General features: G+C 71.5%; 21 protein-coding genes and 1 pseudogene. 9 read left to right on the forward strand and 13 right to left on the reverse strand.

Features of this window, described 5'->3' with window-relative positions:
* The first annotated feature begins 62 nt into the window (after positions 1-62).
* Complete coding sequence (locus OG898_RS14055) at positions 63-2,453, forward strand: site-specific integrase (RefSeq protein WP_266957083.1); 2,391 nt, start codon at positions 63-65, stop codon at positions 2,451-2,453.
* Positions 2,454-2,639: 186 nt separating this feature from the next.
* Complete coding sequence (locus OG898_RS14060) at positions 2,640-3,257, forward strand: SMI1/KNR4 family protein (protein ID WP_266957085.1); 618 nt, start codon at positions 2,640-2,642, stop codon at positions 3,255-3,257.
* Positions 3,258-3,314: 57 nt separating this feature from the next.
* On the opposite strand, the gene OG898_RS14065 is transcribed toward OG898_RS14060, so the two are convergent.
* From OG898_RS14065 to OG898_RS14075, 3 genes are read right to left on the reverse strand one after another with little or no spacing between them, the layout of a single operon-like run.
* Entirely contained in the window at positions 3,315-4,850 is a 1,536-nt protein-coding gene (locus tag OG898_RS14065) for a PTS transporter subunit EIIC (protein ID WP_266957087.1), read from the reverse strand.
* Between the two features lie 46 nt (positions 4,851-4,896).
* Positions 4,897-5,823 carry an N-acetylmuramic acid 6-phosphate etherase gene (murQ, locus tag OG898_RS14070; protein ID WP_266957089.1) on the reverse strand — a complete coding sequence of 309 codons (927 nt, stop codon included), beginning with the start codon at positions 5,821-5,823 and terminating at the stop codon, positions 4,897-4,899.
* 21 nt (positions 5,824-5,844) lie between these two features.
* Positions 5,845-6,828 carry a MurR/RpiR family transcriptional regulator gene (locus OG898_RS14075; RefSeq protein WP_266957091.1) on the reverse strand — a complete coding sequence of 328 codons (984 nt, stop codon included), beginning with the start codon at positions 6,826-6,828 and terminating at the stop codon, positions 5,845-5,847.
* Positions 6,829-6,930: 102 nt separating this feature from the next.
* Here OG898_RS14075 and OG898_RS14080 point away from each other — a divergent pair, with 102 nt between their 5' ends.
* The 3 genes and pseudogenes from OG898_RS14080 to OG898_RS14090 all read left to right on the forward strand — a co-directional run.
* Positions 6,931-7,353, forward strand: coding sequence for a hypothetical protein (locus tag OG898_RS14080; RefSeq protein ID WP_250750754.1), 423 nt, complete (start codon positions 6,931-6,933; stop codon positions 7,351-7,353).
* Between the two features lie 7 nt (positions 7,354-7,360).
* The gene (locus tag OG898_RS14085; RefSeq protein WP_250750756.1) at positions 7,361-7,630 is read left to right on the forward strand and encodes a DUF4031 domain-containing protein; all 270 of its coding nucleotides are present in this window, start codon (positions 7,361-7,363) and stop codon (positions 7,628-7,630) included.
* A 32-nt stretch (positions 7,631-7,662) separates the two neighbouring features.
* Positions 7,663-7,779: pseudogene (locus tag OG898_RS14090) on the forward strand (SMI1/KNR4 family protein); the annotation flags it as partial.
* A gap of 28 nt (positions 7,780-7,807) precedes the next feature.
* Here OG898_RS14090 and OG898_RS14095 read toward each other — a convergent pair.
* Together OG898_RS14095 and OG898_RS14100 are read right to left on the reverse strand one after the other, a co-directional pair.
* A complete protein-coding gene (locus OG898_RS14095) occupies positions 7,808-9,031 on the reverse strand; it encodes a Cmx/CmrA family chloramphenicol efflux MFS transporter (protein WP_250750785.1) in 1,224 nt (407 codons plus the stop codon).
* An 88-nt stretch (positions 9,032-9,119) separates the two neighbouring features.
* On the reverse strand, positions 9,120-9,827 hold the full coding sequence (locus OG898_RS14100) for a hypothetical protein (RefSeq protein ID WP_266957094.1): 708 nt from the start codon (positions 9,825-9,827) through the stop codon (positions 9,120-9,122).
* A 110-nt stretch (positions 9,828-9,937) separates the two neighbouring features.
* On the opposite strand from OG898_RS14100, the gene OG898_RS14105 reads away from it, so the two are divergent.
* Complete coding sequence (locus tag OG898_RS14105; RefSeq protein WP_250750759.1) at positions 9,938-10,633, forward strand: copper homeostasis protein CutC; 696 nt, start codon at positions 9,938-9,940, stop codon at positions 10,631-10,633.
* A gap of 609 nt (positions 10,634-11,242) precedes the next feature.
* Here the strand turns inward: OG898_RS14105 and OG898_RS14110 are convergent.
* Positions 11,243-13,225, reverse strand: coding sequence for an AAA family ATPase (locus OG898_RS14110; RefSeq protein ID WP_266960241.1), 1,983 nt, complete (start codon positions 13,223-13,225; stop codon positions 11,243-11,245).
* Between the two features lie 435 nt (positions 13,226-13,660).
* Here OG898_RS14110 and OG898_RS14115 point away from each other — a divergent pair, with 435 nt between their 5' ends.
* Positions 13,661-13,849 carry a hypothetical protein gene (locus OG898_RS14115; protein WP_250750760.1) on the forward strand — a complete coding sequence of 63 codons (189 nt, stop codon included), beginning with the start codon at positions 13,661-13,663 and terminating at the stop codon, positions 13,847-13,849.
* Positions 13,850-13,912: 63 nt separating this feature from the next.
* Here the strand turns inward: OG898_RS14115 and OG898_RS14120 are convergent, their stop codons facing one another.
* The 5 genes from OG898_RS14120 to OG898_RS14140 all read right to left on the reverse strand — a co-directional run bounded on the left by OG898_RS14120 (position 13,913) and on the right by OG898_RS14140 (position 18,952).
* A complete protein-coding gene (locus OG898_RS14120) occupies positions 13,913-15,556 on the reverse strand; it encodes a DNA repair helicase XPB (protein ID WP_250750761.1) in 1,644 nt (547 codons plus the stop codon).
* 106 nt (positions 15,557-15,662) lie between these two features.
* Entirely contained in the window at positions 15,663-16,418 is a 756-nt protein-coding gene (locus tag OG898_RS14125; RefSeq protein WP_250750762.1) for an MBL fold metallo-hydrolase, read from the reverse strand.
* Between the two features lie 139 nt (positions 16,419-16,557).
* Positions 16,558-17,580 carry a GlxA family transcriptional regulator gene (locus OG898_RS14130; RefSeq protein ID WP_250750763.1) on the reverse strand — a complete coding sequence of 341 codons (1,023 nt, stop codon included), beginning with the start codon at positions 17,578-17,580 and terminating at the stop codon, positions 16,558-16,560.
* An 81-nt stretch (positions 17,581-17,661) separates the two neighbouring features.
* Positions 17,662-18,336, reverse strand: coding sequence for an HAD family phosphatase (locus OG898_RS14135; RefSeq protein ID WP_250750765.1), 675 nt, complete (start codon positions 18,334-18,336; stop codon positions 17,662-17,664).
* Between the two features lie 7 nt (positions 18,337-18,343).
* A complete protein-coding gene (locus OG898_RS14140; RefSeq protein WP_250750767.1) occupies positions 18,344-18,952 on the reverse strand; it encodes a TetR/AcrR family transcriptional regulator in 609 nt (202 codons plus the stop codon).
* Positions 18,953-19,036: 84 nt separating this feature from the next.
* Here OG898_RS14140 and OG898_RS14145 point away from each other — a divergent pair, with 84 nt between their 5' ends.
* Both OG898_RS14145 and OG898_RS14150 read left to right on the forward strand, forming a co-directional pair.
* Positions 19,037-19,636 (forward strand): peroxiredoxin-like family protein, encoded by a 600-nt coding sequence (locus OG898_RS14145; protein WP_266957099.1) that lies wholly within the window; start codon positions 19,037-19,039, stop codon positions 19,634-19,636.
* 9 nt (positions 19,637-19,645) lie between these two features.
* Entirely contained in the window at positions 19,646-20,128 is a 483-nt protein-coding gene (locus tag OG898_RS14150) for a GNAT family N-acetyltransferase (protein WP_266957101.1), read from the forward strand.
* An 82-nt stretch (positions 20,129-20,210) separates the two neighbouring features.
* Here the strand turns inward: OG898_RS14150 and OG898_RS14155 are convergent, their stop codons facing one another.
* On the reverse strand, positions 20,211-21,485 hold the full coding sequence (locus tag OG898_RS14155; protein ID WP_266957103.1) for an LAETG motif-containing sortase-dependent surface protein: 1,275 nt from the start codon (positions 21,483-21,485) through the stop codon (positions 20,211-20,213).
* Positions 21,486-21,790: 305 nt separating this feature from the next.
* A complete protein-coding gene (locus OG898_RS14160; RefSeq protein WP_266957105.1) occupies positions 21,791-22,396 on the reverse strand; it encodes a DUF4291 domain-containing protein in 606 nt (201 codons plus the stop codon).
* Positions 22,397-22,402 lie beyond the last annotated feature (6 nt).

Consider the following 22,402-nt stretch of genomic DNA (forward strand, 5'->3'; position numbering starts at 1 on the left):
GCACGACGTACCGGGAAGGCCCCCAACACGACGCGCCACGCAGCCGGTTCTCCGGTGCTTCAGTGAAGGCCGCACCCGCACCGAGGCCGGCGATCCCGCCGGCTCCCTTCGGTGACCTGTCCCGGGCGCCGCTGGAGGAGATCCGGGACATCGCCACAGGTGCACTGAAAGGTCACTCGACCCGTTCCAACGCGGACAAGCGGCGACGCGGGATGACGATGCTCCTCAGCCATCTGGAGAAACTGCCTGGCGAGACCTGGCAGGAGCGGTGGGAGGCCGGTGGCTTCGATGCCGAGAACGCACCGTCGGTCACCATCCTCGCGCGTGAGGCATCCAGAAGCGATGGCGCCGACCTGGTCGCGGCCGTCAAGATGACCTTCTGCCTGCGGGTGATCCGGCCGTCGGTATCAGGCTTCCGAGCCAACAAGTTCATCCGCTACTCCGAGCCCTTTCGGGACATCCAGAACGACCCGCATCTGGACGACTTCTTCGAGGTCGTCGACGGCCATCCCACGATGGGACATATTCACAAGTCGCGGGCGAAGTTCGACCTCACCTGCGCACTGACGACACAAGGCATCGCGCTTCAGGACCTGACGCCGTCCGCGCTGCTGCACTACTCGCTGGAGTCCAAGCGCCTTGGAGTGACACATGGCGCGAACAAGAACACCAACCGATTTGCAGCCCTCGGGGCCTGGCAGGTCCTTCACCGGATGGGGCACTTCCCGCCCGAAACCCCTCCCACGCTGAGGACGTTCGTCTACTCCGGGCAACGAACGATCGAAGAGATGGTGGATCGTTACGCGATTCAGAACCGCGGAGTCCGACAGCTCCTGATCGACTATCTGACCCGAAGGCGGGCGGAGACCGACTACGTCACTGTCGAGGGTCTCGCACGGAACCTGGCCAAGCATTTCTGGGCCAAGATCGAGGAGCTCAGCCCGGGGCACCCCGACCTGTCCCTCGGCCACGACCTCTACGACCAGTGGAGGGCTGAGCTTCAGACCTATGGCACCGGATCCGGCCAGGAGCAGAGGAAGCGCATGGACCCGGAGTCCATCGTCCTTGCCGTTCGAGGGCTCTACGTCGATCTCCACAGCTGGGCCGTCGAAGAGCCCGAGCGCTGGGCCCAGTGGGTCGTTCCCTGCCCGATCCGCCCGCAAGATCTCAAAGGCTTCGGCAAGCGCAGGCGTGAGATCAACCGACGCATGGCGGACAGAGTACGGACAAGGCAACCGCTCCTGCCCGCGCTCGTGGCGCATCTCGAAGCACGTCACGAGTTCCACGCCGGCCTACTGTCGGTTGCCCGCCCGACCGAGCTGGGTGAGGAATTCACCCACGAGAAGCGTCGCTATCGCCGCAGGGACTCCATCCACGATCGACGCATGGTCTCGCTGGAAAAGGATCCGTCTGTGAGGATCACAGACGAAGAGACGGGCGAGAAGATCAACGTGACGGTTGCCGAGGACTCCGCGTTCTGGGAATGGGCGGCGGTCGAGTTGTTGCGGCACAGCGGCATTCGAGTCGAGGAGCTCTGTGAACTCACCCACCTGAGCATCCGGCAGTACCAACGACCCAACGGTGAGGTCATCGCGCTCTTGGTGGTCGCGCCGTCCAAGAGCGAGCGCGAGCGGGTGATCCCCATGTCCGCGGAACTGTTCCATGTTGTGGCCCAGATCGTCCGCCGTCACACTTGCGATGGCAGGAAGATTCCGCTGGTGACGCGCTATGACCCGCACGAACGGACGTGGTCGGAGCCGATGCCCTTCCTCATGCAGCGATACCTCGGCACAGCCCGCGGCGTCATGTCCGGTGCGACCGTGCTGAACATGCTCGGCCGCAGCTGCAAGGAACTGGCGCTGAGCAACCCTGCCTTCGAAGGGCTGAAGTTCACGCCGCACGACTTCCGCCGGCTATTCGCTACCGAAGTCGTCAACGGCGGCCTGCCCATCCACATCGGAGCCGCCCTCCTCGGGCATCTCAACCTGCAGACGACTCAGGGCTACGTCGCGGTGTTCGCGGAGGATGTAGTCGGCCACTACCAAGCCTTTCTCAACCACCGGCGGTCCCTTCGGCCGGACGGCGAATACGGCGAGGTCACGCCCCAGGAATGGGACGAGTTCGAGGAGCACTTCGACAAGCGCAAGGTCGAGCTGGGCAACTGTGCTCGCCCATACGGAACCCCGTGCCAGCACGAGCACGCCTGCATCCGTTGCCCCATGCTCCAGATCAACCCCAAGATGCTGCCGCGGCTCGCCGAACTGGAGAAGGACCTTCTCCGCCGCCGCAAGAAGGCCGAGGAGGAGCAGTGGCTCGGCGAGATCGACGGCATCGATCTGACACTGACCTTCCTCCGCACGAAACAGGCTGAGGCCGTTCGACTCACTCACCGTCCGGTGGTGGAGTTGGGCCTTCCTCGCCCCCGTCGTGAGCGGCCCGAGGTCGAGGCATAGGGTCTCCGGATGGCCGACAGGTTTGATGTGGCACAGGCTCTTGCGGGAGCGTCGGGTGGGCGGGCCCGAGTATGGGACTTCGCCGCGCAATTCGCGGCGTCTTGGGCGACACCTCTCTCGCCGAGGGACGGACTTGTGTCGGCGGAAGTGCGCCGTGCGGAGGAGCGACTGGGACTCCGGTTTCCCGTGGCTCTTCACGAGGCCTACGCGCTCTTCGGCCGCCGCAGCGATCTCGTTGCACAGCACAACCCCTTGCTCCCTCCAGACGAACTGCTCCTCGATCCGTCGGGACAGCTGCTGGTATTCCGAAGCGAGAATCAGGGTTGTGCCGGATGGTGTGTTGCCCTTGATCAGCTGTCGGCCGATGATCCGCCGGTGGTCTTCTTCTCGGACTACTTGCCGGAACTGGCGTGGGAGCCGTTCATGCCGCGCTTGTCTCTCGCCTGCGCGGAGACGATCCTCAGCGAAACGGTCATGGGTAGGCGCTACGGCCCGACCGGACGAGATTGCCTGGCTACGCCCGACGTCATCTCCCGTGTTGAAGATCAATTCGAGCCGGTAGGGCTTCCGGGGTACCCGGCCTGGCACTCTCCTGCAGAACCTCCTGTTCGGTGGTTCTCCGCGGTGGGCAAGTTGCTGTGTCTGCAGCCCGGCAACTCAGGACCGGATCTGATCGTCGTCGGCAGGACGGAGCATGACCTGCTGGAGGCGCTGGAGGCGATCCCCGGCGAGTGGTCTGATGCAGTGGCCACGGCCAACCGAACGGAACCGGAGGAGCAGCACGACTGGGATCTGCCGTTCTGACAGCTTCGGCCGCGGGGCCGTCGCCATGGACGACGGCCCCGCGGCCTCCGCTCGGCATCAGCGGACAGGTACGGCGACTTCCTCGGTGACAGGCGAGGTGGTGCTCGGGGTGTCGGCGGTGCTTCCCGCCGTCAGCTCCTCGTTGCCCTCCTCCCGATTGAGTGAAGTGCAGAGAAGCCGGGTGAAGCCGAAGAAGTAGGTGGCGGCGAAGCCCACGAGGTAACCGACGGCCAGCCCGCCCGCGTAGATCGCGATGGTCATCCCCATGCCCGACTTGCCGTCCAGCAGCGGGAACAGCGCCCAGCCCGAGGGGCCGATGGCGGTGGAGCCGAAGGCGGTGCCCAACTGGTTGAAGAGGCCTACGAAGGCTCCGCCCGCGGCGCCGCCGATGCAGGCGGTGATGAAGGGGCGGCCCAGGGGGAGGGAGACGCCGTAGATGAGGGGTTCGCCCACGCCCAGGAAGCCGGCCGGGAGGGCGGACTTGATGGTGGCGCGGATCGAGCGGTTGCGCGGGAGCTTGTAGTAGACGGCGATGGCCGCACCGACCTGGCCCGCGCCCGCCATGGCGAGGATGGGGAGCAGGACGGTGTAGCCGGTCTGCTCGATCAGGGTGGTGTGGATGGGGATCAGGGCCTGGTGCAGGCCCAGCATGACCAGCGGGAGGAAGAGTCCGCCGAGGACCAGGCCCGCGAAGGCCCCGCCGGTGGCGAGCAGCCAGGTGGCGAAGGTGCCGATGGCGCTGGAGACCTCACCGGCGACGAACATCAGGCCGAAGATGGTGACGAGGCCGGAGATCAGCACCGTGAGGGTGGGGGTGACCAGGACGTCGAGCGCCTCCGGGACCCACTTGCGGCACCACTTCTCCACCTGGACGGCGAGCAGCGCGGCCGCCAGTGCGCCGAGTACGCCGCCCTGGCCGGGGGAGAGCTGCTGGCCGAAGGCGTCGATCTTCGCGACGCCGGGGAAGACGATGATCGCGGCGACCGCGCCGCCGAGGACGGCGGTGCCGCCGAACTCCTTGGCCGTGTTGTAGCCGACGAAGACGGCGATCAGGGACATGAAGCCGCTCGCCATCGCGGCGAGGGCGGGGACCACGGCCGGCACCCAGTGCATGTTGGTGAGGAACCCGTTGAGCCCGGCGATGATGCCGCAGCCGATCAGGGCCGGGATCAGCGGGACGAAGATGTTCGCGATGCGGCGCAGGAACAGCTTGAAGGGGGTGGAGTTCTTCGCCTTCTGGGCGTTCTTGATGGCCGCGCCCTGGGCGGCGAGTTCGTCGGCGGTGACGGGGTGGGTGTCCGCCGGGGCCGCGGGGGCCGCCGGCGCGGCCGAGCGGGCTTCCGCGACCAGGGCCTCGAACTCGGGGGTGACGCGGGCGACGGTGCCCGGTCCCAGCACGATCTGGTACGTGTCGTCCTCGACGACGCCCATCACGGCGGGCAGGGCCTTGAGGGCCTCGTCCTGGACCAGGGAGCGGTCGCGCAGGGTGATCCGCAGGCGGGTCATGCAGTGCGCGATGGAGACGATGTTGTCCGGGCCGCCGACCAGAGGAAGGATCGCGGCGGCTGTGGCGCGGTTCTTGTCAGTGGACATCTTGGTGTTCGCCTTGCTGCTGGGGGTCAGCGGGGAGTGGGAGGCCCTAGCGCGGGGTCTGGGTGAGGGCGGCCCGGAGGTGGCCCCGGGAGGCGGTGAGCAGGTCGGCGGCGGTGGGGCCGTCGACTCCGCCGAGGATGACGAGGATGGCCTGCTTGACCTCGCCGTCGGAGGCGGTCAGGGCTGCCTCGATCTCGGCGTCGGGGGCGCCGGTGGCCAGCGAGACGATGCGGCGGGCGCGGGCGCGCAGCTTCTCGTTGGAGGAGCGCATGTCGACCATCAGGTTTCCGTACGTCTTGCCGAGCCGGATCATCGTGAGGGTCGAGATGAGGTTGAGGACGAGCTTCTGCGCGGTGCCGGCCTTCAGGCGGGTGGACCCGGTGAGGAGTTCGGGGCCGACGACCACCTCGATGCCGTGGTCGGCGGCCGCGGCGAGCGCGGAGCCGGCGTTGCAGGACAGGCCGACGGTGAGGGCTCCGTGGTCGCGGGCGAACTCGACGGCGCCGATCGCGTACGGGGTGCGGCCGGAGGCGGAGATCCCGATGACGGTGTCGTCGGCGGTCAGGGCCAGCGCGGTCAGGTCCTCGGCGGCCAGTTCCTTGGAGTCCTCGGCACCCTCGACGGCCTTGACCATGGCGGAGGGGCCGCCCGCGATCAGGCCGACGACCTCGGAGGGGTCGGTGTTGAAGGTGGGCGGGCACTCGCTGGCGTCCAGTACGCCCATCCGGCCGGCGGTGCCGGCGCCCGCGTAGATCAGCCGCCCGCCGCGGGCCATCCGCTCGGCGATCCCGTCGATGGCGGCGGCGATCGTCTCCAGCTCGCCGGCGACGGCGGCCGGGACGGTCGCGTCCTCGGCGTTCATCAGGCGGGCGATCTCCAGGGTGGGCAGCTGATCGATCTCGGCCAGCTCGGGGCGGAAGGCCTCGGTGGTCAAGGTGGCGAGCTGGGCGCGGAGTTCGGCGTACGCGGTCATGAGTGGGGGGCTCCTGAACTGCTAGCGGGTGGTGCTGGTGCGCTTGGCGGTCGGTACGGGGGTGTGGTGGCGGGGCGCGAGCGCCTCGTACGAGGCTGCGAGCGCGGGCGCCGCCGTCTCGTAGGTCTGCTGGGCGACGCCCACGAACAGGCAGTCCACGACGAGGAGCTGGCTGGTCCGGCTCGACATGGCCGCCGGGCGCAGCTGGGTCTCGCGGGCGGCGGAGGTGGCCAGCACGAGGTCGGCGTAGTGGACGACGGGGGAGTTGGCGCGGGCCGTGAGCGCGAGGGTGGTGGCCCCGTGCTCGAAGGCGGTCCGCAGGGGCTCGATGACGTCGCCGGTGCCGCCGGAGTGGGTGATGGCGACGGCCACGTCGCCGGGGCGCAGCAGTACGGCGGTGGTGACGGCCAGGTGCGGGTCGTTGTGCGCGTGGGCGATCAGGCCGATGCGCGACAGCTTCTGCGCGAGGTCCTGGGCGACGAGGCCGGAGGCGCCGACGCCGTAGATCTCGATGCGGCGGGCGCCCGCGAGGGCGGCGACGGCCGAGCCGAGGGCGGCGACGTCGAGGCCGGCGGCGGTGTCGGTGAGGGTCTGCGCCTCCTCCTGGGCCAGCTTGGCGACCACGTCCGCGAGGGAGTCGTCGACGGCTATGTCCACGGTGACGGCGGGGGCCGCGCCGGACTCCTGCTGGGCGGCGAGCGCGGCGAGCGCGAGGCGCAGGTCGCGGTAGCCGGGGTAGCCGAGGAGGCGGGCGGTGCGGACGACGGTGGCCTCGCTGGTGCCGGTGCGGGCGGCGAGGTCGCTGACGGTGAGCGCGGCACACCCGGCGGGGTCCTCGGCGACGGCCTCGGCGACGGCCTGCATGGAGCGGGTCATCGAGGGGCCGAGGCTGCGGACGCGGGCCCGCAGGGCGGCGGGGGCGGGGACGGGGACGGGGGCCGGTGCGGGCACCGGGGCGGTCGCGTCCGCGCCTCCGCTGAAGGTTTCTTTCATGTTCTCGCTCACCCTTGAAACTTATTTTCAGAGGGGTGGGAACGTCAAGACGCCATAAGTCACCGGAGGAAGAGGACCTTCGCCACGGGGCCGATCCGGGTCCACAATGTGTCCATGGACCACGCGACCCCCCCACCCCCTCTTGAACAGGCGCTGCACGCCGCACGCGCCCTGGTACTCGCCGATCTCGTCGCGGGCGAGGTCGCCGAGGCCTATGTCGTCTCCCTCGTCGAGGACGCGGTCACCCACCGCCGGTGGTGGGTGGAGGAGTGGCCCGAGGGCGTCGACTACCTCGCCGGACTCGTCGCCCAGGACGTGAAGGACGCACTGCTGGAGAAGTACGGGCGCTGGCCGCTGTGCCCGGTCTGCAACCACGGCGAGCCGCACGCGCTGGACGTGGAGCCCGAGCTCGGACCGGACCCGATGTGGGTGTGCTCGGAGGCCGGAGTGCGGGTGGCGCCGGTGGGCGGCCTCGGGCCGGTGCTGCGCGGCCTCGGCGGCTCCGGTTCCGGCGCGGGCTCCGGCTTCGGCGAATGAGCCGCCGGTGACGGTGTACATCGACCCGCCCGACTGGCCGGGGCACGGCCGCCTGTGGTCGCACCTGGTCAGCGACACCTCCTTCGAGGAACTGCACGCCTTCGCGGCGTCGATCGGCTGCCCGCCGAAGGCCTTCGAACGCGACCACTACGACGTCCCGGAGCACCGGTACGCGGACGCGGTGGGCGCGGGCGCGGTGGAGATCGGCAGCAAGGAGCTGGTCCGCCGCCTGACGGCGGCCGGCCTGCGGCGGCCCAAGGGGCGTCCGGCGGCGTAGGCGCAGGCGCAGCCCCCGGCCGTGCTGTCAGCGGCGTCGACTTCGAGCCCTACGAGGCCTTCGTGTCCGCCGCGGAGACCACGGACCGGCTGCGGCACTGGACGGGGAACCACGAGCTCGACGGGGACGCGTACCGGGTCTTCGGTCAGTTCGAGCTCTGCCGCTGAGCGGCGGCGCTCAGACCTTCTCGGTCGCGTCCGATCGGGACGGGGTCGAGCCGGCCACCACGCGGGTCGGGCGGGCCGCGCGGGACCCCGTACGGCGGTCCAGGCGGAGGGCTGCGAGGCCCAGGGCGATGGCGGTGACGGTCATCGCGCCGCCCGCCCAGGCGGTGGCGGAGTAGCCGTACCCGGCGTCGATGACGGTGCCGCCGAGCCAGGGGCCGCCGGTGTTGCCGAGGTTGAAGGCGGCCGTGGTGGTCGCGCCGGCCAGGGTCGGGGCGGCGCCCGCGACGTTGAACATGCGGGCGTTGAGCGCCGGGGCCGTGAAGAACGCCGAGAAGCCGATCAGGAACGCGAGGGCGATCGCGGCCGCCGCGGTGGAGGCCAGCAGGGCCAGCGCCGCCAGGAAGACGGTGGAGGCGGTGATGCCCCACAGCATCACCCCGAACAGGTGCGCGTCGGCGATCCGCCCGCCGACGGTGGTGCCGGCCAGCGCGCCGATGCCGAACAGGCCGAGGATCCACGGGACCCACTGCGAGTCCAGCCCGGCCACGTCGGTGAGCAGCGGGGACAGGTAGCTGAAGGCGCAGAAGACCCCGCCCGCGGCGAGGGCGGTGATGCCGATCGACAGCCACACCTGGCGGTCGCGGTAGATGCGCAGCTCGCGCGCGAGCGTCGGCTTCTCGGCGGGGAGCGGGATCTTCGGGATCAGCGCGAGGATGCCGGCGAGGGCGATCGCGGAGGCCGCGCCCACCGCCCAGAACGCCGACCGCCAGCCCAGGTGCTCACCGAGGAACGCGCCGGCCGGGACGCCGAGGACGTTGGCGATGGAGAGGCCGCCGATCATGACGGCCATCGCGCGGGCCCGCTGGTGCTGCTCCACCATGGCGATGGCCACGGCGGCGCCGACCGCCCAGAAGCCGGCGCAGGCGAGCGCGGAGACGATGCGGGAGGCGAAGAGCAGCTCGTACGAGGGGGCCAGCGCGCCCGCCACCTGCCCGAGGCCGAAGAGGCTGATCAGCGAGAGCAGGGTGGTGCGCCGGGGCAGCCGCAGCGTGGCGACGGCGAGCAGGGGCGCGCCGACGACCATGCCGATCGCGAAGGCGGATATGAGCAGGCCCGCCTGGGGGATGGTGACGCCCATGTCCTCGGCGATGGGTGGCAGCAGCCCGGAGAGCATGAACTCGCTGGTCCCGAGTGCGAAGACGGAGAGGCCGAGGACGTAGACGGCGACGGGCATACGGGTGCGTTCGGCTTCTGCGGCTTCTACGGGCATGAACTACCTCAACCGCGACGAACGGGATCGCATTCCCGGGGGCGCTACGGCTCTACGCGGAGGGCTCGCCGAGGTCCGCGAGCTCGGCGGCCAGGTTCGCGCGGGCCGGGGCCTCCCAGTGCGCAGCCCCGTAGGCGGTGCGGAAGAGGCGGGGCAGCTCCAGGAGCTGGCGCAGCACGGCGGCGCGGCCTGCGCGGAAGGCCTCGTCGGGGACGAAGCCGTACTCGGCGCGGACGGCCGCCGCGTAGGCGGCGTACTCCTCGGCCGTGCCCGCCAGGACGCCCAGGTCGGCGTCGCAGAGCAGCTCGCCGTTGGCGTCGCCCGGGGCGGGGTCGTGGGTGATGGTGAGGCGGACGAGGCGGGCCACCTCGGCGGTGCGGTCCCCGTCGATGCCGAGCTCGGGGAGGGCGCGCTCGGCGAGGGCGGCGCTGCGCTCCTCGTTCTCGGAGCGGTCGGGGCGGTAGACGGCGTCGTGGAACCAGGCGGCGAGCTCGACGGCGGCGCGGTCGGCGGCGGCGCGGTCGGCTGTCGCGTCGTCTGGTGCGTCGGCTGGTGCGAGTACGTCGATGCGTGCGAGTACGTCGGCCAGGTGCGCGGTGGTGTGGTACTTGCGCTGCGGCTCCGCCCAGGCGGTGAGGAGGCGGTCGGCGTAGGGGGCGGGGTCGCGGTCGGGGTCGGCTCCGGCGGCGGCGGTGGTGGCGTGCCAGCGGGAGCGGAGGTTCTGCTCGCGGTGCGTGTCGGAAGTCATGGCGGATGTCATGCGCACATTGTGGTGGTGGCGTGATTGTGCTGGTGAAGGGTGGGCGAAGGCCCGTACCCTGGATATTGGACTAGACCTATTTTGTAATGCGGGACGAAGGATGGGATGACATGAGCAACCGTGCGCTCCTGGAGGTGATCGCCCTCGACGTGGAGGACGCGGTCGCGGCCCAGGCCGGTGGGGCGGACCGACTCGAGCTGGTCACCGACATGGCCGCCGACGGGCTCACCCCGCCGCGCGAGACCTTCGCGGCGATCCGGGCGGCGGTCGACATCCGGCTGCGCGTGATGCTCCGGAAGGCGGACGGCTTCTCGGCGGGTTCCGCGCAGGATGTGGAACGCCTGGTGGAGGAGGCGCGGGCGCTGCGTGCGGAGGGGGCCGAGGAGTTCGTGCTCGGTTTCCTGAACCCCGACGGCAGCCCCGACCTGGTCGCCGTCGAGGCGGTCGTGGCGGAGCTCGGCGGCTGCGGGTGGACGTTCCACCGGGCGATCGACCGGGCGGCGGACCGTGACCAGCTGCGCAAGGCGGTCGCGGACCTGGCCGGGCTCGACACCTACCTGACCGCGGGTGCGGCGGGTGGGGTCGACGAGGGGCTGCCGACGCTGTTGGCGGAGGCGGCGAAGTCCGGCACCCCCGGCTACGAGCCGCGGATCCTGGTCGGTGGCGGGCTGGCCCTCTCCCACCTGCCGGTGCTGCGTTCGGCGGGCATCGATGCCTTCCACATCGGCGGCGCGGCTCGCCCTTCGGGCTGGGGGCGGCCGGTGTCCTCGGAGGCGGTTGCCGAGTGGCGGTCGGCGCTGAGCTAGCCCGCTGTGGTGTGGCGCCGTTGCCGGGGACCAGTCCCCGGACCCCTGCGCCTCAATCGCCGGCGGGGCTGGGGGTGTGGTGGTGTCTGTTGGGCTGCGGTGGTGGGTCGGGGACGGGGCCGGGGTGGGGTGTCGGCCTGGACTGCATGATTTAGGCGCCCCCCGCTCTACTCCGACAGGGCGAAGCCTGCTCCCGCGCCACAAATCACGCTTTACGTCCCGGCCGACACCCCACCCCGTCCCCGTCCCCGACCCGCGCCGCGTCCCCAGCCCCGCCGGGGGCAATCTCAGCCTCACTGGCGTTCGAGGCGGCCCGGGGTCTATTCAGCCGTCCGGCGTTTGAGGACCGGGGTCCGGGGCGGAGCCCCGGGGGTTCGGGCAGAGCCCGGGATCCCGCTTTCGGGCTGCCAATTTCAGCCTCGCCGGCGTTTGAGGCGCGGGGTCTGGGGCGGAGCCCCAGGGGGTTCGGGCGCAGCCCGGTACCCCGCTTTCAGCCCGTCCGGCGTTTGAGGGCCGGGGCAGGGCTGGCCCTGGGAACGGTGGAAGGGTGGGTAGGGGACTTGCCCCGCAGGGGTGCCCCGGCTGTGGGGACGGGATCCCGGTCGGGGGTTAGGCCAGGGCCTCTGGGAGGGGGGCTGTGTGGAGGACCGTGAGGCCGGAGACGGCTCGGGTGAGGCAGACGTAGAGGCGGCGCAGGCCCGTGCGTTCGTCGGGCTCGCCCGCAACCACGTCCGCCGGCTCGTGGAGGACCACGTAGTCGTACTCCAGGCCCTTGGCCAGGGAGGCCGGGACCAGGGTCAGGCGCGACTCCGCGGTCGTCTCCTCGCCGGGTGAGAGGTAGGGCAGGCCCGCCGCCAGGAGCGCCTCCGCCAGCTCCGGGATCCGCGCGTCCGCCGCGATCAGGCCGATCGAGCCCTCGTGGACGAGCGAGGCCCGGCAGGCATCGATCACCGCCGACGGGAGGGCGGAGGGCACGTCCACCGGGGTGACGATCAGGGAGCCCGGGGTCTCGCGGACCGAGGAGACCGGCGACAGGCCGGGCGAGATCGCCGGCAGCAGCCGCGAGGCGTAGGCGATCACCTCGCGCGGCACGCGGAAGCCCGCCGTCAGTTCCTCCAGCACCGCACCCGGCTTGCCCAGATGCGCCAGCGCCTCGTCCCAGCTGCGCGTCGCCCACGGGGTCGTGCCCTGCGCGAGGTCCCCGAGGACCGTCGCCGAGCCGGTCGTGCAGCGCCGGCCGACGGCCCGGTACTGCATCGGGGACAGGTCCTGCGCCTCGTCGATGACGACGTGGCCGAGCGAGTGCGTGCGCTCCACCAGGTCGGTCGCCTCGTCGATGAGGACCAGGTCCGCCGCCGACCACTTCGCCGACTTCACGCTGCGCGCCGGCTTGGGGGAGATGAGCAGCGACTGTTCGTGGGGAGAGAGGATTCCGTCCGCGTGCGCCGCCAGGAACTCCGCGTCCGAGAGCAGGCGCAGGATTAGTTTGGCCGGTTCCACCAGGGGCCACACCGTTTTGACCACGGCCTTCACGGCGGGGTTGCGGGCCACCGCGTCCTGGACGCGGTCGTCGGGTGCCTCGCCCGCCTGTTCCATGCGGACGAGGACCGCGTGCGCGATCCGCTGCGGGAGGGCGTCGCGGGCGGCCCCGTAGCGGATGTCGCGGTTCTGGAGCTCGGCGACGATCTCGGCGATCTCGTACGCGGGCACCCGCCAGCGGCGCGATCCGCGGACCACCATCAGCGGTTCGACCGGCTCCGACACGTGCGAGTGGACCGCGCGGCGCAGGACTTCGGCCATCCGGGCGTCGCCCTTGACCACGGCGGTTTCGGCGGCGTCCGTGCTGCGTACCTCCAGGTCCGCGCGGGCGACCAAGTCGTCGACCGTGGCCTGCTTGACCTCCAGCTCGCCGAGGGCGGGCAGGACCTGCTCGATGTAGTGCAGGAAGGAACGGTTCGGCCCGATGACCAGGGTGCCGGTGCGGGCGAGGCGGTCGCGGTGCGCGTAGAGGAGGTACGCGACACGGTGCAGGCCGACCGCCGTCTTGCCGGTGCCGGGGCCGCCCTGCACGCAGACGGAGCCGGAGAGGCCGGAGCGGACGATCTCGTCCTGCTCGGGCTGGATCGTCGCCACGATGTCGCGCATGGGACCCACGCGCGGGCGCTCGATCTCCTGCTGGAGCAGCTTGCTGACGGACGCCGCCTCGGCGGGGTCGGAGAGGTGCTCGTCCTCGTACGCGGTCAGCTCGCCGCCCGTGTAACCGAAGCGGCGGCGCAGCCCGATGTCCTGCGGGTCGTTCTTGGAGGCCCGGTAGAAGGGCTGGGAGACCGGCGCGCGCCAGTCGATCACCATCGGGTCGCCGCCGGCGTCGTGGACGTGGCGGCGGCCGATGTAGAACTGCTCGCCCTCCGCGCCCTCGGCGAGCTCCGCGCCGGGCGCGTGCAGGTAGTTGAGGCGGCCGAAGAAGAGGGGGGTGTGGGCGAGGTCGGCGAGGGCCTTGATCCGGTCGTCGATCTGGGCCTGGAGGACGATCGCGTTGACCCAGTTCGCGGTGACGTCGCGGATGTCGAGGTTCTGCACGTCCTCGCGCATCGCGCGGAGCGCGGACCGGGAGGCGGCGAGGTGGGCCCGCTCGCGGCCCAGGGGGTCGGTGGCGGCTGCGTCGGCTGCTGATGCGGGGTCGGTGACGTGGGCGTGCGCGGGCACGGAACTGCCTCCATCGGCTGAGGACCTGCGTGATGCGGGCGGACGGGCCCGCCGGTTTCCGAGCGGCGGGCGGCGCTCCCGGTGACGCGGCGGGAGGCGGCAAGAGCGGAGATTCTAGTCCGCGTGGAGGCGCTGCGCGAATGGATATAGGGGGTCGAAAGTCCTTCGGGGTGGTCACCCCGTACGGGGGGTGTTCGGGCCGTGTCCTCCTTCGGGCAGAGCCCGTAGGGGGAGGCATGGGCCGGGAGGAGGAGGGGGGAGAGCCGGAGGTTCAGCCCTCAGGGCGATGTGACAACCCGGGCGAAAACCGACCATGGATACATGAGCACCGCAACCTGCACCCCGGTCCAGGGTCGCCGCCCTCGCGGCGCCACCGCCACCTCCGACTCGCGCCGCCCCCGCCACAGCGCCGGCAGTGTCCTGCGCGCCGCCAAGGTCTTCGCGGCGACCGCCGTGAGCGTCGTCGTCCTCGGTGAGTACTCCGAGGACGCGGGCGTCATACGCCGCTGAGGCCCTGTTCACGGCGCGCAGGCTCCGTGAACAGGACCTCGTGGGGTTCGGCCGCCCCGTCCGTCAGCCGTCGGCCAGCAGCTCGTCGGCGTCCATGATCCGGTAGGCGTAGCCCTGTTCGGCCAGGAAGCGCTGGCGGTGCGCGGCGAAGTCCTGGTCGATGGTGTCGCGCGCGACGACCGAGTAGAAGCGCGCCTCGTGGCCGTCCGCCTTCGGGCGCAGCACACGGCCCAGTCGCTGGGCCTCCTCCTGGCGGGAGCCGAAGGTGCCGGACACCTGGATGGCGACCGTGGCCTCGGGCAGGTCGATGGAGAAGTTCGCGACCTTCGAGACGACCAGCACGCTGATCTCGCCCTCGCGGAAGGCGTTGAAGAGCTTCTCGCGCTGTGCGTTGGAGGTCTCGCCCTTGATGACTGGCGCGTCGAGGTGTTCGCCGAGCTCGTCGAGCTGGTCGATGTACTGACCGATGACCAGCGTCTGCTCGCCCGCGTGCTTGGCGACGAGCGCCTCGGTGACCTTCCGCTTGGTGGCGGTGGTCGCGCAGAAGCGGTACTTCTCCTCCGTCTCGGCGGTCGCGTAGGCGAGGCGCTCCGACTCGGTGAGGTTCACGCGGACCTCGACGCAGTCGGCGGGCGCGATGTAGCCCTGCGCCTCGATCTCCTTCCACGGGGCGTCGAACCGCTTGGGCCCGATGAGGGAGAAGACGTCGGACTCGCGGCCGTCCTCGCGCACCAGCGTCGCCGTCAGACCGAGGCGGCGGCGCGCCTGGAGGTCCGCGGTGAACTTGAAGACCGGCGCCGGCAGCAGGTGCACCTCGTCGTAGAGGATCAGGCCCCAGTCCCGGGAGTCGAAGAGCTCCAGGTGCGGGTAGATCCCCTTCCGCTTCGTCGTCAGGACCTGGTACGTGGCGATCGTGACGGGCCGGATCTCCTTGCGCGTACCGGAGTACTCGCCGATCTCCTCCTCCGTCAGCGAGGTCCGCTTGATCAGCTCGTGCTTCCACTGACGGGCGGAGACGGTGTTCGTGACGAGGATCAGCGTGGTCGCCTTGGCCTTCGCCATCGCACCGGCGCCGACCAGCGTCTTTCCGGCGCCGCAGGGCAGTACGACCACGCCGGAGCCGCCGTGCCAGAAGCCCTCGACGGCCTGCTGCTGGTAGGGGCGCAGTGCCCAGCCGGTCTCGTCGAGCTCGATCGGGTGCGCTTCGCCGTCCACGTACCCGGCGAGGTCCTCCGCGGGCCAGCCCAGCTTGAGCAGGGTCTGCTTGATCTGTCCGCGCTCGGAGGGGTGCACGGCGACGGTGTCGGCGTCGAGGCGCGCGCCGACCAGCGGGGCGATCCGCTTCGACCGCAGGATCTCCTCCAGCACCGGCCGGTCGGTGCTGGTCAGGACCAGACCGTGGACGGGGTGCTTGGAGAGGGTGAGCCGGCCGTACCGGGCCATGGTCTCGGCGACGTCGACGAGCAGCGCGTGCGGGACGGGGTAGCGGGAGAACTCCACGAGCGCGTCGACGACCTGCTCGGCGTCGTGCCCGGCGGCGCGGGCGTTCCACAGCCCGAGCGGCGTGATCCGGTACGTGTGGATGTGCTCGGGAGCGCGCTCCAGCTCGGCGAAGGGCGCGATGGCGCGCCGCGCGGCCGCGGACAGCTCGTGGTCGATCTCGAGGAGGAGTGTTTTGTCGCTCTGGACGATCAGTGGACCATTCACACGCAGCGCCCCGTTTCACTCTGGCCAAACCTCCAGTGTGCCGCATCCCCGCATGTTCAGGAACATGGCGCTCGGAGAGCCCCAGGTGGTGCGGGGTCCACGGGGGTCAGCCCGTTTCCCCGGCGCGGGTGGTGAGGCGGCCGGCCGCCGCGCGCCGGTACAGGCGGTGGTGTTCCCGGTCGGCCCAGCGCCGGACCCGGTCGGGTTCCAGCGGGGAGCCGTGGCCGACGTGGAGTCGTGTGGGGTTGAGGGCGAGCATCTCGCGGAGGCTGGTGAGGTTGCGCTGCGGGTCGTCGTGGAACGGCGGATTGGCCGGCTTGCCCGGGATGAGGCCCATGAAGGAGTTGGCCACCAGGTCGCCCGCGACGAGGTCTCCGTCGTCGGTGAGGACGGAGATCGATCCGGCGGTGTGTCCGGGGGTGGGCATGATGCGGCCGGCGATCCCGAAGTCCTCCAGGGAGGTCTCGCCGCGGATCAGCACATCGGGGTCGAGGGGTTCGGCCTGGACGTGCAGCTCCTTGTTCCGGTCCATGACGCGGCCCATCGGGCCGGTGGGCAGGTACGGTTCGCGGACCCGGCCGGAGCGGTACGGTCCGAGGTCCGCGATGTGGCCCGCGACGGGCGCGCCGGTGAGCCGGTGCAGTTCGGCGGCGGAGCCGAAGTGGTCGATGTGCCCGTGGGTGATGACGATCAGCGATACGTCGCGGGGGTCCACTCCGTGCTCGGTGATCCGGTCGTAGATCTTCCGGCCGCTGCCGGGTGTTCCGGCGTCCACGATCACGGGACGGCGGCCCAGGAGCAGGTACGCGTTGATGGCCGTGCGGCCCATGACGGGGATGGGGATGACCTTCGTACGGGACATGGCGTCCTCCATGGGGTGACGGCGGCTGCTGCCCGTGCGGGCATGCCGGGGATCCGCCGGGCTGCCGGCGGATGGTCGGGGTGTGGGTGGGGCCCGCGGTACGGGTGTGGGTGTGGGTGTGCCGGGCCGGGGGCGCGGCTCAGCGGAAGCGGCGCCGGTATTCGGCGGGCGTGGTTCCCAGCCGGCGCTGGAAGGAGCGGTGCAGGGTCTCCACCGAGCCGAGGCCGCTGGCCGCGGCGATGTCCGGCAGGCTGCCGTCGCTCTCCTCCAGCAGCCGGCGGGCGGCTTCGAGGCGGGCGGACTCCACGTAGGCGGCGGGCGTGCCGTGGGTGCGCAGACGGAACAGCCGGGAGAAGTGGCGCACGCTCAGGTGCAGCCGTGCGGCCAGGGCCTCCGCGGTGAGGTCCTCGGTGAGGTGCTCGGCGATCCACGCGCGCAGCTCGTCGATCCGGTCGCCGGACGCGGCCGGGGTGGAGAGCGGAACGCTGAACTGGCTCTGCCCGCCGGAGCGTTTGACGTACATGACCATCATCCGTGCGGCGGCCAGGGCGAGGGCCTGGCCGTGGTCCTCGGCGACCATCGCCAGTGCCATGTCCATCCCCGAGGTGCCGCCGGCGCAGGTCCACACGTTCCCGGACCGGATGAAGATCGGGTCCGGATCGACGGCGACCCGGGGATGGTCGGCCGCCAGCCGTGCGGCGGTGAGCCAGTGGGTGGTGGCGGGCAGGCCGTCCAGCAGGCCCGCCGCGGCCAGCAGGTGCGCTCCCGCGCAGATCGACCCGGTCCTGCGAGCCGTCGGCGCCGCTTCGCGCAGCCAGTCGGTGACCTCGTGGTCGATGACCGGCTCCACCTCGTCGCCGATCAGGTCGACGGCGCCGGCCACGAGCAGGGTGTCGACCCGGCCCCGCACCTCGTCGAGGGAGAGGTCCGCCAGCACCCGGACCCCGCTGGAGGTGACCACCGGACCGCCGTCGGCCGTGGCGATCCGGACGAGATAGCCGCGGTGGTCGGAGTGACCGGCGTGGTCGTCGGGGTGACCGGCATGGCTCGTACCGGCGACCCGGGTGGCGACCGAGAAGACCTCGGCCGGGCCGGTGACGTCCAGGAGTTCCACACCGGAGAAGGCCACGATGACGACTCTGTGCGGTGCGGATGCGGGCATGTGCCGATCATTTCGCCCTGCCGTGATGGCCGCAATGACGAGGTTCTGTCAGATCCGGCCACCCAGGTGCCGGGAGCGCCGTTACGCCCGCCCGGTGGCGAAGGCGAGGATCTCGGGGGCGGCCTCGCCGAGGGTGGGGAAGTGGCGGTGGGCTCCGGGGTGCGGGGCGGGGGTGTTGACCGTCCAGACCGTCATGCCCGCCGCGAGGCCCGACCGGACGCCAGAGGGGGCGTCCTCGACGACCAGGCAGTGGGCGGGGTCGGCGCCGAGGAGGGCCGCGCCGCGCAGGTACGGGACCGGTGAGGGCTTGCCCTCGGTGACGGCGGCGGCGTCCACGAGCACCTGCGGCACGGGCAGGCCGGTGCGGTCGAAGCGGCCGCGCACCCGGTGCGCGTAGTTGGAGGTGACCAGGGCCCAGCTTCCTCGGGGCAGGGCGGCCAGCAGCTCGGCGGCGCCGTCGAAGGCGGCGTAGCTGCCGGAGCGGACGTCCTCGTCCTCCAGCTCGTGCAGCGCGGCCAGGCACGCGTGCGGGTCCCGGTCCGGGGCGACGGCCGCGAAGGTTTCCATCGGGCGGGTCCGCAGGGCCACGGCGTAGACCTCGTCCGGGTCCAGTCCGTGGCGGCCGGCCCAGGTCGCCCAGACCCGGCGCTGGTTGGCGACGGCGTCGACGAGGGTGCCGTCGACGTCGAACAGGACGTACCGGAGGGGCGCGGCATGCGGTGCGGGCGGGACGGGAACGGTGGCTGCGTCGGTCACCGGCGGATCATGCCAGTCCGCGCAGGAGCAGCTTCAGGCCGCCCTCGAACTCCCGGTCCGGGGTGACCGCGCGGGCGTCGCGGGCGGTGGCCGACATGTACGGGAACTCGTCCGGGGGGAGACCGGCGATGGCGGTGGTTCCGGGACCGGCCAGCGGGCCGAGGTGTTCCAGCTGCGTGGCGCCGATCACGTAGGCGACGAGCGCGCGCAGCGCGATCACCCGCTCCTCGGCCTCGATGCCGGCCTCGGTGAGGACGCCGAGCACGGTTTCCGACCAGCGCAGCCCGCTCGGCGAGCGGTGCCGGTGCGTCAGGGAGAGCGGCAGGGCGGCCGGGTGGGCGCCCATGGTGTCGCGGAAGCGGCGGGCCAGGACCGTGATCCGGCCGTGCCAGGGTCCCGGGGGCGGTGGGGTGGTGTCGACGCGGCTGAGGACGAGTTCGACGACGAGTACTTCGAGTTCCTCGCGGCCCGGGACGTAGCGGTACAGGGCCATCGGGCTGGTGCCGAGCTCGGTGGCGACGGCGCGCATGGTGAGGCCGGGGAGCCCGTCGCGGTCGATGACGGCGAGGGCGGCGGCGGCCAGTTGGTCCGGGGTGTGCGAGCGGGGGCGCGGCATGACGGTTGACAGCGTACGGCATACGCCTACGCTGGGGAGGTAGGCGTACGGCATACGCCTACGCCCGTCGAGGGAGGGTTTCCCATGCTCGAACCCGGTTCCGTGGTGCCCGTACACCTGCTCACGCCCGTCACGTCCGCCGACTCCACCGAGGGAGGGGCCGTCCCCGTGCCCGACCCGGAGCGGCTCGTCCATCTGCAGTTCCGGCGCTTCGCCGGCTGCCCCGTCTGCCACCTCCACCTGCGGTCCGTCGTCCGGCGCCACGCGGAGATCGAGGCCGCCGGGATCCGCGAGGTCGTGCTCTTCCACTCCTCCGCGGAGGAACTGCGCCCGCACACCGCCGACTTCCCCTTCGCCGTGATCGCCGATCCGGCGCAGCGGCTGTACCGGGAGTTCGGCGTCGAGTCCTCCCCGCGCTCCCTGCTGGACCCGCGCGCCTGGGTCCCGGTGCTGTGGGCGATCGCCCGGTCGGCCGTCGAGGTGGCGCGCGGGCGGGAGCGGCTGCCCGCCCCGCGGCAGCCGGCCGGCCGGCTCGGCCTGCCCGCCGACCTGCTGATCGGGCCGGACGGGAGGGTGCTGGCCGCCAAGTACGGGGAGCACGTCTACGACCAGTGGTCCGTGGACGAGCTGCTCCGGCTGGCGGCGGCCCGAAACTCAGTGGGTGCCCGGGGAACGCCTGCGTAGGGTCGCCGCATGAGCAGCGATCAGCAGACTTTCGTACCGCCGGCCGAGGTGTTCGAGGTGCCCGTCCGCCTCGTCGGGGAGGGCTTCCGGCTGGAGCCCCTCGGTCCCGAGCACAACGAGGGGGACCTCGCCGCCTGGAGCGGGAGCATCGAGCACGTGCGCGCGACGCCCGGCTTCCTGGGCGACTGGCCTCCGGAGGAGGGGATGAGCCCCGAAGCCAACCTCGCCGACCTGGTGCGCCACGCAGCGGACTTCGCCGAGCGGCGTGGATTCACGTACAGCATCCTGGAGGGGGAGCGGGACGGTACGGGCGAGGTCGTCGGATGCCTCTACATCTACCCCGCGAAGGCCGACCCGGAGCGCGTGCACGTCACCTCCTGGGTGCGCGCCGACCGGGCCGCGCTCGACAAGACGGTGTACGAGACCGTCATGCGCTGGTTCACCGAGGTCTGGCCGTTCGACGCGGAGCGCATCGACTACGCGGCGAGGTGAGCACGGCCGGGTGAGCAACGCCGAAGGGGCCCGGCCCACGCGGTGCGTGGACCGGGCCCCTTCGGGTCGTCGTACGGGGTGACTAGCCGCGGACGGTGCGCCGACGGCGGGCGAACCAGGCGGCCGCGCCGCCGAGGCCGATGAGGACGGCGGCCAGGCCGGAGTACAGGGCGGTGTTGGAGTCCGAGCCGGTGTGCGCGAGGGAACCGGTCGGCTTGGGGGTGTTCCCCGTGGCCGGGGTCGTGGTGGCCGCCGGAGCGGTGGTCACCGGAGCGGTGGTCGCGGAACCGGTCGGGGCCGGGGTGGTGGGCGCGGGGGAGGTCGGGGCCGGGGAGGTGGGCGCGGGGGAGGTGGGCGTGGTCGTCTTCGGGGCGAGCTGGAACTTGGTGTCGGCGCCTGCGAACGCGTAGGTGTTGCCCTCGGCCAGGCCGATCGTCGCCTGGAGGGTGACCTCGGTGGCCTTCTTGAAGTCCGTGTGCGGGCCGAAGGAGAACCGCAGGTGCTGGGCGTGCTCGCCGGAGGCGGCGTTGAGGCCCTTCGGGATCGTCGGCAGCATGAAGTTGTAGGGGTCGGTGGTGCCGTAGCCGATCCACTTGCCGTCGACCAGGACCTCCACCTGGAGGTTGGGGTGCTCGACGTTCGAGCCGAAGCCCAGGTTCAGGTTGACCGCGAGCGCCTCGGCGAACTCACCGTCTCCGGTGAGCTTGTAGGTCAGGTCCATCTCGCGGCACTGGTTCGCCGGGACGCCCTTGCAGTCTCCGGCGTTCTTGAAGGAGCTCTCCAGCTTGCCGGTCTTGACCGACGGGTCCGTCTTGAAGGTCAGGGAGCCCTCGCCGCCCTCGCCGACCTCGCCCATGAAGCTCGCGGCGCGGAGCTTGAAGTCGCCGTTGGTGGTCGGGTAGCTCTTGCCGAGGCCGATGGTGACCTTCCAGGTCAGCTTCCCGTTGGCCGGGATCTCGAAGCCGGCGGAGGAGTTCTTGCCCGCCGGGTAGAACAGGCCCTGCCACTCGCCGTCCTGCTGCCCGATCGCGTAGTCGGTCGCCGGGGCGGTCAGCCCCTCGACCTTGTAGACCACGTCGCTCTGCTGGAGCGGGCTGGCGCCGGTCGGGTCCAGCAGCATCCAGGGGTGGTAGGAGGAGACCTTGTCCGTGGTGTTGGCGACCGTCAGCTCGAAGGTCTCCGTCGCACCGCCGCGGGTCAGCGGGCCGCTCGGCACCGGGGCGCTCATCGTCGTCTTCAGCGCCCCGGGGTTGCTCTCGTCGGCGGAGGCCGTCATCGGCATCAGGACCGTACCGGCGATGGCGGCGGCGACGACGGAGGCGGAGGCGGTGCGGAGGGCGGCGGTGCGAGCGGACATGGTGGATCCCCCAGGAATCTTCAAGATCAGACGGCAGTGGCGGCCGAGAGGCCGAGAGGCGGAGCAGAGGTTGAGCGGCCCAGCGAGGTGGCCGGCGGTCGAACGCCGGTCCGTTGGTGCTTGGTTCTCGCCGGCGGTCCGGTTTCTTTCCTCCCGGTCGCTGCTGCGATGAACTGATCTTCACACAGACCGCATCCCCAATCAGTCGCCGGAATGTCACCGCCGTGCAACAGCGAAAAACGCCTCTCTCAGCCGCCTGACCTGGGGAGATAGCGGAATGGTCGTGACCTGTTTCGAGCCCTCTGCTACGCGCCCAAGTGCGCCAGCGGCCCGGCCTGATAGGGGGTCTCCACCGGGAGCAGGGCCCGCGCCGCCTCGGGCGCGCCGGAGCGCAGCAGGCCGTGGACCTCCCGGGCCAGCGGGGTCACATCGCGGATGGAGACCGTCCACTCGTCGGCGTAGGCACGCGACGCCGTTCCGGACAGGCCCAGTTGGAGCGAGCGGTACGGGAGCGGGTTCAGGTGCAGATCGCGTTCCGGGTCCCACTGCACCCGGGCTGGGGCGGTGCGCAGCACCGACGTCCAGGCGGCGCGGTCGGCGTGCACGCCGGGGACGTAGTGCGACAGGCAGGCGCCGCTCAGTGCCCGGTCGAAGCCGGCGCGGGTGATCTCGACGGCCAGGACCGTCTCCTGGTCGGCCTTGGTGGCCCAGCCGCAGCGGTACATCATCCACAGGAACGAGGGCTTGACCCAGGTCATCCGCTCCCGCTTCCAGGCGGGCGGGAAACGGCCCTCACGGGCGGCCGGCACGCCGATCCGGGGGTGGTACGCCTGGTAGACGGTGATGGTGTCGGCGGTGTGCGAGGCGCGGATCTGATGGCGGGGGACCTGGTCGGCGGTTGCTTCGGGCATGACCCC

Source organism: Streptomyces sp. NBC_00193 (genome assembly GCF_026342735.1).
GTDB classification, from domain to species: domain Bacteria; phylum Actinomycetota; class Actinomycetes; order Streptomycetales; family Streptomycetaceae; genus Streptomyces; species Streptomyces stoeckheimensis.

Excerpts from the sequence above, each read along its gene's own strand:
- OG898_RS14065 (WP_266957087.1), bottom strand. The coding sequence starts at position 4,850 with ATGTCCACTGACAAGAACCGCGCCACAGCCGCCGCGATCCTTCCTCTG.
- murQ (WP_266957089.1), bottom strand. The coding sequence starts at position 5,823 with ATGACCGCGTACGCCGAACTCCGCGCCCAGCTCGCCACCTTGACCACC.
- OG898_RS14080 (WP_250750754.1), top strand. The coding sequence starts at position 6,931 with ATGGACCACGCGACCCCCCCACCCCCTCTTGAACAGGCGCTGCACGCC.
- OG898_RS14095 (WP_250750785.1), bottom strand. The coding sequence starts at position 9,031 with ATGCCCGTCGCCGTCTACGTCCTCGGCCTCTCCGTCTTCGCACTCGGG.
- OG898_RS14100 (WP_266957094.1), bottom strand. The coding sequence starts at position 9,827 with ATGACATCCGCCATGACTTCCGACACGCACCGCGAGCAGAACCTCCGC.
- OG898_RS14105 (WP_250750759.1), top strand. The coding sequence starts at position 9,938 with ATGAGCAACCGTGCGCTCCTGGAGGTGATCGCCCTCGACGTGGAGGAC.
- OG898_RS14110 (WP_266960241.1), bottom strand. The coding sequence starts at position 13,225 with ATGCGCGAGGACGTGCAGAACCTCGACATCCGCGACGTCACCGCGAAC.
- OG898_RS14115 (WP_250750760.1), top strand. The coding sequence starts at position 13,661 with ATGAGCACCGCAACCTGCACCCCGGTCCAGGGTCGCCGCCCTCGCGGC.
- OG898_RS14125 (WP_250750762.1), bottom strand. The coding sequence starts at position 16,418 with ATGTCCCGTACGAAGGTCATCCCCATCCCCGTCATGGGCCGCACGGCC.
- OG898_RS14130 (WP_250750763.1), bottom strand. The coding sequence starts at position 17,580 with ATGCCCGCATCCGCACCGCACAGAGTCGTCATCGTGGCCTTCTCCGGT.
- OG898_RS14140 (WP_250750767.1), bottom strand. The coding sequence starts at position 18,952 with ATGCCGCGCCCCCGCTCGCACACCCCGGACCAACTGGCCGCCGCCGCC.
- OG898_RS14145 (WP_266957099.1), top strand. The coding sequence starts at position 19,037 with ATGCTCGAACCCGGTTCCGTGGTGCCCGTACACCTGCTCACGCCCGTC.
- OG898_RS14150 (WP_266957101.1), top strand. The coding sequence starts at position 19,646 with ATGAGCAGCGATCAGCAGACTTTCGTACCGCCGGCCGAGGTGTTCGAG.
- OG898_RS14155 (WP_266957103.1), bottom strand. The coding sequence starts at position 21,485 with ATGTCCGCTCGCACCGCCGCCCTCCGCACCGCCTCCGCCTCCGTCGTC.
- OG898_RS14160 (WP_266957105.1), bottom strand. The coding sequence starts at position 22,396 with ATGCCCGAAGCAACCGCCGACCAGGTCCCCCGCCATCAGATCCGCGCC.